This window comes from Bradyrhizobium sp. AZCC 2262 (assembly GCF_036924535.1).
In the GTDB taxonomy this organism is placed as follows: Bacteria; Pseudomonadota; Alphaproteobacteria; order Rhizobiales; family Xanthobacteraceae; genus Bradyrhizobium.
In genome coordinates this window covers 7229120-7240940 of the sequence record NZ_JAZHRT010000001.1, presented here as the reverse complement: position 1 = coordinate 7240940, position 11821 = coordinate 7229120, and the positions used below count along the sequence as shown (strand labels likewise).

The following is an 11821-nucleotide window of genomic DNA, read 5'->3' as shown; positions in this document are numbered from 1 at the left end:
TGCTGGTCGCCGCCCGCGGACTTGCCGTGATAATTATATCATATAACAGTCTTAGCAAAGCACGTTGGCGCAAAAACCGTGAAGCGCCGTTCGCCGCACCGCAAAAACGGTGCGACCGGATGTCCGCCTTGAAAAAGCGGGCGAGTTAGATAACATGTTAATTAACGGGGCCGCGCATCAAAAAGGCCTGTCATGCCAAGGGAGAGATTGTCCATGAGGAAAGCGTTGTTGGCGCTGCTGTTGGCCGCCGCTGTGACGCCTGCGATGGCGCAGGAAAAAAACTTCGAACTGAAATTGTCGCACTGGGTGCCGGCTTCGCATCCGCTGCAAAAGGCGCTGGAAGAGTGGGGCGCCGCGGTGGAGAAGGAAACCGGCGGCACCGTCAAATCCAAGGTTTTCCCGGCCCAGCAGCTCGGCAAGGCGTTCGACCATTACGACATGGCGCGCGACGGCATCGCCGACGTCACCTACATCAATCCGGGCTATCAGCCCGGCCGCTTCCCGATCATCGGCGCCGGCGAACTCCCGTTCCTGATGTCGGATGCCAAGGGCGGCTCGATGGCGCTTGACGCCTGGTACCGCAAATATGCCGAGAAGGAGATGAAGGACGTCAAGTTCTGCCTCGCCTTTATCCATTCGCCGTCTTCGTTCCATGCGCGTCTGAAGAAGGTCGTGGTGCCTGAAGACGTCAAGGGCATGAAGGTGCGCCCCGCCCACGCCACCATGGCGACCTTCATCACCCAGCTCGGCGGCACCAATGTGCAATCCTCCGCACCCGAGGTTCGCGACATCATCGAACGCGGCGTCGCCGACGCCGTCACCTTCCCCTGGGGATCCCTGGTGCTGTTCGGCATCGACAAGGTGACGAAGTACCACATGGAGGCGCCGCTCTACGTGACGACGTTCGCCTTCGTCATGAACAAGGACAAGTACAACCAGATGTCCGATCGCCAGAAGAAGGCGATCGACAACAATTGCAACACGGAAGCCGCCGGCCGCGTCGGCGAGCCCTGGGGCAAGTTCGAGGACGCCGGCATCGAAAAGATCAGGGCGGAGGCCGGTCACGAAGTCTACAAGCTGACGCCGGAGCAGACGGCGCAGTGGAAGAAGGCGGCCGAGCCGCTGGTCAAGAACTGGGCCGATGGCGTCAAGAAGACCGGCGTCGATCCGGACACCGCAATGACCGAGCTGCGTGCCGCACTCACCAAGTACAACGCGCTGGCGCAATAGAACCCTGACACATGCGCGGCGGCAGCAATATCTGCCGCCGCGCTCTCCCTCACCATTGCCAGCCGTTCGGAGCGGACATGAATCGCGCGTCTATGGATCGTTTCATCGATACGATCGAATGGATTGCCGCCGCCTTTGTCGGCATCGTTGCCCTCAACATCTTCGTCGCGGTCATCCTGCGCAACACGCTGAACTATGCGATTCCGGATTCGTTCGATATCGGACGCATGCTGCTCGGCATCCTGATCTTCTGGGGCATCGCGGCCACCAGCTATCGCGGCGGCCACATCACCGTCGACCTGGTCTGGGCCAATGTCGGTCCGAGATACCAGCGCTGGATCGACGTGTTCGCAACCCTGGTGCTGCTGTTCGTGGTGGCGGTGCAGACCTGGACGTTGTTCGACAAGGTGCGCGGCACCTATTACGACAACGTTCTCACCTTTGAAATGCACATGCCGACCTGGCCATTCTTCGCCGTCGCCTGGGCCGGCGACGTTTCCGCCGTGCTCTTGATCGCGATCAGGACCTACCGGCTGATCTTCCACCCGGAAGATATCCATGATGCCAAAGTGAAGACGGTGGAGTAGGACGTATGAGCACCGATGTGGTCGCCGTCCTGGGATTTGTCGCGCTGTTTGCGCTGATGCTGCTGCGCGTTCCGGTCGGCATGGCAATGGGTCTCGTCGGCGTCTGTGGCTTCGGCTATCTCACGGGCTTCACGCCGGCGCTGAAGCTGGTCGGCCAGACCTCGATGCGCACGGTGACCGACTACACGTTCGGTGTGATTCCGATGTTCCTGTTGATGGGCACGCTGGTCAGCAATTCCGGCATGAGCCGCGAGCTGTTCCGCGCCGCCAACGGGTTTGTCGGCCATCTGCGCGGCGGACTCGGGATTGCCACTGTGGCTGCCTGCGGCGGCTTCGCGGCGATCTGCGGCTCGTCGGTGGCGACAGCGGCGACCTTCTCTGCAGTCGCCTATCCGGAAATGCGACGCTTCGGCTATCCGCAATCCTTTGCCACCGGCGTCATCGCCGCCGGCGGCACGCTCGGCGCCATGCTGCCGCCGTCGACCGTGCTCGCGGTCTACGGCATCATCACCGAGCAGGACATCGGAAAACTGTTCATTGCCGGCATCATTCCGGGCCTGCTGGCGATGACCATGTACATGATCACCATCGCACTGATCGGGTATTTCCGCCCCGGTTTTCTGCCAAAGGGAACCCACACCACATGGCGCGAGCGCTTTGCTGGCCTGAAGGATATCTGGGCGCCGGTGCTGCTGTTCATCTTCGTCATCGGCGGGCTCTATGGTTTGCCGTTCCTGCCGCGCTTTACGCCGACCGAAGCGGGCGGCGTCGGCGCCACCGGCGCGTTCCTGATCGGCGTGCTCACCGGGCGGCTCGACAAGGAAAAAATCCTGAACTCGCTCTTGCAGGCGACCCGCACCGCGGCCGCGGTATTCACGGTGCTGATCGGCGCGCTGATCTTCGGCTACTTCTTGACGGTGACGCAGACCCCGCAGAAGGTAACGGAGCTGCTCACCGGCCTCGGTCTCGGCCCCTACGGCATCCTCGCGCTGATCATGGTGATGTATCTGGTGCTGGGCTGCCTGATGGATGCGATGGCCATGATCATCCTGACGGTGCCGATCATCTTCCCTGTTATCATCCACCTTGGCTTCGATCCGATCTGGTTCGGCGTCATCATCGTGATGACGGTCGAACTCGGCCTGATCCATCCGCCTGTTGGCATGAACGTGTTCGTGATCAAGAGCGTGGTGAAGGACGTGTCGTTCTCGACCATCTTCCGCGGCGTGATCCCGTTCGTTGCGACCGACCTGATCCGGCTGGTGATCCTGATCGCATTTCCGATGCTGGCGCTGTGGCTGCCGCAACGGATGGCCGGATAGAATAGCCCGATGACCCCGCAGCTTTCGACCAAATATGTCTTCACCATCACCGCCCGGATCGGCGAGGTGACCTCGGCCGGGGAGATCGGCACCGGCGTGCGCCGGATCATTCCGATCATCGGCGGAGAAGTAAAAGGCGAGGGGATCAACGGCAAGGTCTGCCCCTTTGGCGCCGACTTCCAGATCATCCGCCCGAACGAACTGATCGAACTCGAGGCGAAATATGCCTTCGAGACCGATGACGGCGCGGTGGTCTATGTCGAGAACAAGGGCCTGCGCTTCGGCCCGGTCGACCTGTTGCAGAAGCTCAAGCGCGGCGAGCCGGTCGATCCCAAACTGATCTATTGCCGCACAGTGCCGCGGTTCGAGACCGGGGCTCCGAAATACCGCTGGCTGATGGAAAACCTCTTCATCGGCTCCGCCGCCCGCCACGCCGACCGCGTGGTGATCGACGTGCATCAGGTGCTGTGAAGCACGCGCTTCTCTCACCCTCTCCTGGAGGGGTCGAGACGAGCGAAGCTCGCTCTTGGGGTCGGCTCACATTGAGCGCAGCGAAATGTGAGATGGGGCGGGGTGATCTCTCCACTCGGGCACTGATCGTGAGGTGAGACCGTCACCCCGCCCCGCCGCTTCGCGTCGACCCAGGAGCGAGCTTCGCTCGTCTCGACCCTCCAGGGGAGGGTAAACTTCCCTCATTGACTCCTGCCAAAATCGTTATAAAATATAACGATTCTGCACAGGAAGTAACATACGCCCATGGGAAACGCCTCCACCGCCGCTGCGGGTCAATCCGGCCTGCTCAAGATCGAGCAGACGGGCGCGGTGCTGACCGTGGGCCTCAACCGCCCGGCCAAGCGCAATGCGCTGAACGACGGCATCATCCTGGCGATCCAGGATTGTTTCTCCAATCTTCCTGATGACGTCGGCGCGGTGGTGATCCATGGCATCGGTGACCATTTCTCCTCCGGCCTCGACCTGTCCGAACTGACCGAGCATGACGCGACCGAAGGCCTGCGGCACTCCCAGATGTGGCACCGGGTGTTCGACCGTATCCAGTATAGCCGCATCCCCGTGATCGCGGCGCTGAAGGGCGCGGTGATCGGCGGCGGCCTGGAACTGGCCTGCGCGGCGCATATCCGCGTCGCCGAACCGTCAGCCTATTTTGCGCTGCCTGAGGGCCAGCGCGGCATTTTCGTCGGCGGCGGCGGATCGGTGCGGCTGCCGCGGCTGATCGGGGTGGCGCGGATGATCGACATGATGCTGACGGGCCGGGTCTATTCGGCCACTGAAGGCTCGGCCTATGGCTTCTCGCAATACCTCACGGATGCCGGCGGCGCGCTGCCGAAGGCGCTGGAGCTGGCCGAACGCGTCGCTGCGAACGCGCCGCTGACCAATTTCGCGGTGCTGCAGGCGTTGCCGATGATCGCGGAAGCCAATCCGCAGACCGGCCTGTTGATGGAATCGCTGATGGCGACGGTGGCGCAGAGCGACAAAGAGGCAAAGCGCCGCATTCGCGCGTTTCTCGACCACAAGACCGCAAAGGTGAAGCCGACCTGACATGAGCGCCAAGCCCAGCATGTCCGCCTCGACCGAATCCGCCGCGCGCGCCGATCGTCCGCTGCGCCCGATCTCTTTCGGCACGCCCGCGGTGCATGTCGAGCGCCGCGACAACGGCACCATCTATCTGCGTCCGAAAACCCAGCTGCGCGACTATCCGGTGCGGCTCACCGACCGCTTGCATCATTGGGCCGCGGCCGCGCCCGATCGGGTCTTCATGGCGGAGCGCAACACCGCACGGGGCTGGCGGCAGATCACCTATGCGGAGCTGCTCGCCTCCTCGCGGCACATCGCCTCTGCGTTGCTGGCGCGCGGCCTTTCGGCCGAGAAGCCGGTCGTCATCCTGTCCGGCAATTCGATCGATCATGCATTGATGGCGTTTGGCGCGCTCTATGCCGGCATTCCCGTCTGTCCGGTATCGGCGGCCTATTCGCTGGTGTCGCGGGACTACGGCAAGCTCAGCTATCTGATGAAGCTGTTGACGCCGGGCCTCGTTTTCGCGGACGACGCCACGAAATTCGCCGATGCGCTGGTTGCCAATGTGTCCGCCGGTACTGAAATCGCGGCATCGCGTGGCGCCGTGCCCGGCCGCGACGTCACCACGCTGGCGGACCTGATGGCTGCGCCGTTGCACCCGCGTCTCGACGCGGTGCACGAGGCCATCGGCCCGGAGACGATCGCAAAATTCCTGCTGACGTCGGGCTCGACCGGCAACCCGAAGGCGGTCATCAATACCCAGCGCATGATCTGCGCCAACCAGGTGATGCTGCGCGAGACGCTGGCGTTCCTGAAGGACGAGCCGCCGGTTATCGTCGACTGGCTGCCGTGGAATCACACCTTTGGCGGCAATCACAATATCGGGCTCACGCTCTACAATGGCGGCTCGATGTATCTCGACGAGGGCAAGCCGATGCCCGGCGGCATCGAGGAGACCGTGCGCAATCTCCAGGAGATTTCGCCGACGGTCTATTTCAACGTGCCCAAGGGTTATGAATCGCTGCTGCCATACTTGCGCGATGACTCAGCCTTGCGCAAAAAATTCTTCGGCCGCCTCCATGCGATGTTCTTCTCGGGCGCGGCGCTGTCGGCCTTCGTCTGGAACAGTCTCGACGAACTTTCCGTGCAGGAAACCGGCTATCGTGTGCCGATGCTGACCGGTCTCGGCGCCACCGAGACCGCGCCGTTCTTCATGTCGGTCAATCCGCACACCAGCCGCTCCGGCCACGTCGGGCTGCCGGTGCTGGGCAATGATGCCAAGCTCGTGCCCAACAACGGCAAGCTCGAGGTTCGCGCCAAGGGGCCGAACGTCATGCCGGGCTATTGGCGTCAGCCTGATATGACCGCGAAGGCCTTCGACGAGGAAGGCTTCTACAAAATGGGCGATGCGCTGAAGCCGGTCGACCCCGATAATTTCGGCGCCGGGTTCGATTTCGACGGCCGCACCGGCGAAGACTTCAAGCTCGCCAGCGGGACCTGGGTCAGCGTTGGTCCGTTGCGCGCGCGCTTCGTTGCGGCCTGCGCGCCGCTGGTACGCGACGTTGTCATTGCCGGCATCAACCGCGACGAAATATCGGCGCTCGTCGTGCTCGATCTCGACGGCTGCCGCCTGATCAATCCGACGCTTCCATCAGACGATCTGGCCACTGCGGCGTCCGACCCGCTGATCGTTGCGGCCTTCCGCGAACGCTTTCAGGCGCTTGTCGCGGGCGCGACAGGCTCGTCGACCCGGATCGTGCGCGCGGTGCTGCTCGATACGCCGCTGTCGATCGATCGCGGCGAGGTCACCGACAAGGGCTCGATCAACCAGCGCGCGGTGTTGGAAAATCGCAACGCGCTGATCGAGGAGATTTATTCGCCCGCGCCGCCGGCGCAGGTGATTACGCTTTAGCAAAATTCGAACAAGAGCTCGTCAGGGAGAATATCATGCAGTTGAAGGACCAGGCCGCCATCGTCACCGGCGGCGCATCGGGATTGGGCGCGGCGACCGCGCGCCGGCTCGCGGCGCAGGGCGCCAAGGTCGCGGTCTGCGATCTCAACGCCAAGCTGGCGGAAACCGTTGCCGCTGAAATCGGCGGCACAGCCGTGATCTGCGACGTCTCCGACGCCGCCTCGGCGGAAGTCGCGATCGCCAAGGCTGCGGCGGCCCACGGCCCGGCGCGCGTTCTCGTAAACTGCGCCGGCATTGGCGTCGCCAAGCGCGTGATCGGCAAGGAAGGCCCGATGGCGCTCGGCGATTTCGACAAGGTGATCAAGGTCAACCTGATCGGCTCCTTCAACATGCTGCGGCTGGCGACGGCTGGCATGTCGAAGCTGGAGCCGCTTGCGACCGGCGAGCGCGGCGTCGTGATCTCCACCGCCTCGGTCGCGGCCTATGACGGACAGATCGGTCAATCAGCCTATTCGGCTTCCAAGGGCGGCATCGTCGCCATGACGTTGCCGATCGCGCGCGAACTGGCGCAGTTCGGCATTCGCGTGCTGACGATCGCACCCGGCCTGTTCCTCACGCCCTTGCTCGCCAATTTGCCGCAGGAGGCGCAGGATTCGCTCGCCGCCTCGATCCCGTTCCCGCGTAGGCTCGGCCAGGCCGACGAGTTCGCGTCGCTGGCGCTGCACATGATCGACAACCCGTATTTGAACGGCGAAGTGGTGCGGCTCGATGCCGCGCTTCGCATGGCGCCGCGCTAGAGCATGATCCGGAAAAGTGCGAAGCGGTTTTCCGTGTAGATCATGCTCCAACAAAGAAATTAGATATATCTCATGTTCGTCCATTCGCGCGACGTACAGATCCAGTGGGGCGACTGCGACCCCGCCAACATCGTCTACTACCCGCGTTACTTCGCGATGTTCGACGATTCGACCTCGATCATGTTCGAAGCCGCCGGTTTTTCGAAACAGGACATCATCCACAAATACGGCCTGGTCGGCATACCGATGGTGGACACGCGGGCGAAATTCCACATCCCCTCCACCCATGGCGACTGGATCAGAATCGAAAGCCGGATCGAGAGTTTCAAGCGATCCTCCTTCGAGGTGGTCCACAATGTGTTCAAGGGCGAGGCTCTGGCCATCGAAGCGTTCGAGACCCGCGTGCTGGTCGGCAAGCATCCGGATGACCCCGCACGGCTGAAATCGGCTCCGATGCCGCAGGAGATCATCGAGCGGTTCATGCAGGGCTCACTCAGTCCCCGGGGCTGACTCAGCCCCCTGCATGACCTAAAGAAGGGGCTGAACAGCTCACAGGATTTTGCTTAAACGATAAATAGATAATCAAGGGAGGAATGAATGAAGAAGGGTTTTCTGTCCGCTGCGTCTGTCGTAGCAGCCCTCGCACTGGCGGGCGCGCCTGCTGTCGCCCAGACCAACGAGATCACGATCGGCATTTCCGTCACCACGACGGGGCCTGCGGCAGCCCTTGGTATTCCCGAGCGCAACGCACTCGACTTCGTGCCGAAGGAAATCGGCGGCGTGCCGGTCAAGGTCATCGTGCTCGACGATGGTGGCGATCCCACGGCCGCGACCACCAATGCGCGGCGCTTCGTGACTGAATCCAAAGCCGATATCATTATGGGCTCTTCGACGACACCGCCGACGGTCGCGGTCTCCACCGTTGCAAATGAGGCGGGGATCCCGCATTTCGGCCTCGCGCCGTTCCCGATCAACGAAGCGCGCATGAAGTGGTCGGTAGCCATGCCGCAGCCAATCCCGATCATGGGCAAAGTGCTGTACGAGCACATGAAGGCGCATGGCATCAAGACCGTCGGCTATATCGGGTACTCCGATTCCTATGGCGACCTCTGGGTCAACGACTTCAAGGCTCAGGCCGTTCCGATGGGCCTGACCATGGCCACCGAAGAGCGCTTTGCCCGGCCGGATACCTCGGTCGCCGGACAGGTGCTGAAACTCGTCGCCGCCAATCCCGACGCGGTTCTCGTCGGCGCTTCCGGCACCGCGGCAGCGTTGCCGCAGAGCACGCTGCGCGAGCGCGGCTACAAGGGGCTCATCTATCAGACCCACGGGGCCGCCAGCATGGACTTCATCCGTATCGCGGGTCCTGCGGCGGAAGGCGTGATCATGGCGTCGGGTCCGGTGATGTCGCCGGAATCCCAGCCCGACAGCGCAATGACGAAGAAGCCGGGTCTCGCGCTCAACACCGCCTACGAGGCAAAATACGGCGCCAACAGCCGCAGCCAGTTCGCCGGACATTCCTACGACGCCTTCGAGGTGCTCAAGCGGATCGTGCCGGTGGCGTTGAAGACGGCGAAGCCGGGTACGCCGGAATTCCGCGAGGCGCTCCGCCAGGCCATGATGACCGAGAAGGACATCGCGGCAAGCCAGGGTGTCTACAACTTCACCGAAAAGGATCGCTACGGCCTCGACGACCGCTCGCGCATCATTTTGACCGTGAAGGACGGCAAGTACACCCCGGCGAAGTAAGGGGTCGGTCTGTAGGGTGGGCAAAGCGACTTGTCTCGCCGCAGCTCAACGAGCGAAGGCGGAAGCGTGCCTACCCTTCGGTCAACCGCCGGTGGAAGCGATCAGCAACGACGGCGTCGGTTGCGAACGGGCCTCCTCGATGCTCTTGCGCATCGCGCGGGCTTGCTCAGCGACATGGTCGAGCAGCCATCGCTCGAACGCTTCGGGCGACATCCCAGGCGCGCAGAGGTATCCCTGCACGACGTCGCAGCCGAGCCCGGCCAGCAGCTTGCGCTGGCCCTCGGTTTCGACGCCCTCGGCGACAACAGCCATTTTCAGGCTCTGGCCGACGCGGACGACGGCAGTGGCGATCGCGAGCGCGCTGGCGTCGCGCTCGATGTTGCGCATGAAGCTGCGATCGATCTTCAATTCGCGGATCGGCAAGTGCGCCAGCCGGCTCAGGCTTGAATAGCCGGTCCCGAAATCGTCCAGCGACAGGCCGACGCCGAGCCTGCGTATCGCATTCATGGTTTCGATCGCGGCCGAACGCTCGTTCACCAGCACGCCTTCGGTGATCTCGAGCATCAATGTCTCAGGCGGAAGGCCGTTCGCCGCGAGGGTCTCCGCCACCACGGCCGCGAGCTTCGCATTCTGGAAATTGAGCGGGGACAGGTTGACCGCCACGCAGGGGACGTCCAGCCCGGCATGGCGCCACGCGCCCATTTGCCGGCATGCCTCGCGGATCGACCACAGGCCGATCTGTTCGATCAGGCCGACTTCCTCGGCCAGCGGGATGAATTTCGAAGGCGGCACTTCGCCAAGATCGGGATCATGCCAGCGCGCCAGCGCTTCAACGCCGTAGAGGGCGCCGTCGACGGTTCGGGTCTGCGGTTGATAGACGAGCCTCAGCCTGTCATTGGCGATGGCCTGGCGGAGCGCCGCGCTGAAGACGAGCCGCTGCTCGGCGAGCCGGTTCATGTCGGCGCTGAAGAAGCGGTGGGTGGAGCGGCCCGCCTGCTTGGCCTTGTACATCGCGGCATCGGCCTGCTGTATCAGCGTATCGATATCGGTCGCGTTGTCGGGATAGATGCTGATGCCCATGCTGGCGGAAATCGGCACCTGCCTGTTGTCGATCCATAGCGGCGACGCCAGCGCGTCAGTGATGTTGGAGGCGACCAGCGAGGCGCGGGCGGGATCGCAGTTCGGCAACACGATGACGAATTCGTCGCCGCTCAGGCGTCCCAGCAGATCGGACGGCTGGATGCGGGTGCGGAGCCGTTTTGTAAACTCGATCAGCAGGGCGTCGCCCGCCGAATGTCCCAGCGTGTCGTTGACGTCCTTGAAATGGTCGAGGTCGAGAAATATCAGGGCGAGCTGTTTTTCCGCGGGACAGTCCGCAATGGCCTGGTCGATCAGCTCACGCAATTGCGCGCGGTTCGGCAGCCCGGTCAGCATGTCATGGTAGGCGAGGCGGGCGATCTGGGCTCGCGCTTCCTTGCGCTCGATCGCCAGCGCACCGAGGTGAACGCAGGCGTCGACGATCCGCTGGTGCCAGCGGCTCGGCGCGCGGGATTCCCTGAAATAGAACGCGAAGGTCCCGATCACGCGGCCGTCCTTGGCCTTGATCGGCGTCGACCAGCAGGCCTTCAGGCCGATCTCGAGCGGCCGCGTCTTGTACGGCTGCCAGCGCGGGTCGGTGTCGAGATCTTCGGCCAGCACCGGCTTGCCGAAATATGCCGCCGACCCGCACGAGCCGACGTCCGGACCAATGGCGACGCCTTCGAGCGCGCGGGAGTAGTCATCGGGCAGGCTGGGTCCGCCCAGCGGGTGCACCAGCCCGTCGGAATCGACGTGCAGCACTGAAGCTACGACATCGGGTGCGATGGTTTCGACGCGCCGGCACAGCTGGTCGGCGATCTCGGTGAGCGGGAGTTCGTCGGCGAGCGCCGCCATGATCAGCTGCTGCAACGACCTCAGCTGCTTGTTTTCGGAGATATCGGTCAACAGGGCGAAGATGTACTTGACCCGTCCGCGGGCGTTGCGGAACGGCTTGACCATGGCCGAGACCCAGATTTCATCGCCGTTCTTGTCGTAGCCCAGGATTTCCTCTTCAGCGCCGCTGTCATCGAAGATTTTGCGGGGCAGCTTCGCCAGCGTCGTGCGATCGGTGAATCGGCTGCCGATCAAGCGGTGCGCCTGTCGTCCTTGCGCTTCTTCAGGCGAGTATCCGAACAGTCGGGAGAACGCGGCGTTGGTGTAGACGACCTGCAGCCTCCGATCGGTGACGACGACCGCGCGGTTGGTCTTGTCGGCCACCAGATTGAGCAACGCGATCCTCTCGCGTCGCTCGACCTCCGCGGTGGTGTCACGAACGAAGACCATGTAGTTGGCTCGGCCCCCGATCTCGACACGCGATACCGATAGCTGAGCCCGGATCCGGCTGCCGTCGTTGCGGCGGATCGTGATCTCGTAATCAGCGCCATTTTGCAGGTCATCGAAGCCGAGGCCGCGTGCATCGCAGCCGAGAACCTCCGTGCGCGGTACGCCCCAGATCGATTCCGCCGCAGCGTTGAAATGGCTTATATGCAGGTCACCGTCGATGATGACGACGGCCTCGCTCGCCTGCTCAAGCGCCGCCAGCAGGAATTCTGTCGTGTCGACCGTAGGGCAATCGGAGGCGTGCATCGTCTGACCTTGTGACCGGCAGCGATC

General features: G+C 63.1%; 10 protein-coding genes. 9 read left to right on the top strand and 1 reads right to left on the bottom strand.

What is annotated here, in order from left to right; genetic code table 11:
* The first annotated feature begins 213 nt into the window (after positions 1-213).
* From V1283_RS33980 to V1283_RS33940, 9 genes are all read left to right on the top strand, one after another.
* The gene (locus V1283_RS33980; protein ID WP_334390974.1) at positions 214-1230 is read left to right on the top strand and encodes a TRAP transporter substrate-binding protein; all 1017 of its coding nucleotides are present in this window, start codon (positions 214-216) and stop codon (positions 1228-1230) included.
* A 77-nt stretch (positions 1231-1307) separates the two neighbouring features.
* Positions 1308-1817, top strand: a complete 510-nt coding sequence (locus V1283_RS33975; protein WP_334390973.1) for a TRAP transporter small permease — start codon at positions 1308-1310, stop codon at positions 1815-1817.
* A gap of 5 nt (positions 1818-1822) precedes the next feature.
* Entirely contained in the window at positions 1823-3139 is a 1317-nt protein-coding gene (locus V1283_RS33970; RefSeq protein WP_334390972.1) for a TRAP transporter large permease, read from the top strand.
* A 9-nt stretch (positions 3140-3148) separates the two neighbouring features.
* Entirely contained in the window at positions 3149-3610 is a 462-nt protein-coding gene (locus tag V1283_RS33965) for a DUF3237 domain-containing protein (RefSeq protein ID WP_334390971.1), read from the top strand.
* Positions 3611-3895: 285 nt separating this feature from the next.
* Positions 3896-4696 (top strand): crotonase/enoyl-CoA hydratase family protein, encoded by an 801-nt coding sequence (locus V1283_RS33960; protein ID WP_334390970.1) that lies wholly within the window; start codon positions 3896-3898, stop codon positions 4694-4696.
* Position 4697: 1 nt separating this feature from the next.
* Positions 4698-6584 carry a feruloyl-CoA synthase gene (locus tag V1283_RS33955; RefSeq protein ID WP_334390969.1) on the top strand — a complete coding sequence of 629 codons (1887 nt, stop codon included), beginning with the start codon at positions 4698-4700 and terminating at the stop codon, positions 6582-6584.
* A gap of 35 nt (positions 6585-6619) precedes the next feature.
* A complete protein-coding gene (locus V1283_RS33950; protein WP_334390968.1) occupies positions 6620-7381 on the top strand; it encodes an SDR family NAD(P)-dependent oxidoreductase in 762 nt (253 codons plus the stop codon).
* 72 nt (positions 7382-7453) lie between these two features.
* Positions 7454-7891 (top strand): acyl-CoA thioesterase, encoded by a 438-nt coding sequence (locus tag V1283_RS33945; protein WP_334390967.1) that lies wholly within the window; start codon positions 7454-7456, stop codon positions 7889-7891.
* 87 nt (positions 7892-7978) lie between these two features.
* The gene (locus V1283_RS33940) at positions 7979-9130 is read left to right on the top strand and encodes an ABC transporter substrate-binding protein (protein WP_334390966.1); all 1152 of its coding nucleotides are present in this window, start codon (positions 7979-7981) and stop codon (positions 9128-9130) included.
* An 81-nt stretch (positions 9131-9211) separates the two neighbouring features.
* Here the strand turns inward: V1283_RS33940 and V1283_RS33935 are convergent, their stop codons facing one another.
* Entirely contained in the window at positions 9212-11794 is a 2583-nt protein-coding gene (locus tag V1283_RS33935; protein WP_334390965.1) for an EAL domain-containing protein, read from the bottom strand.
* Between the last annotated feature and the right edge of the window lie 27 nt (positions 11795-11821).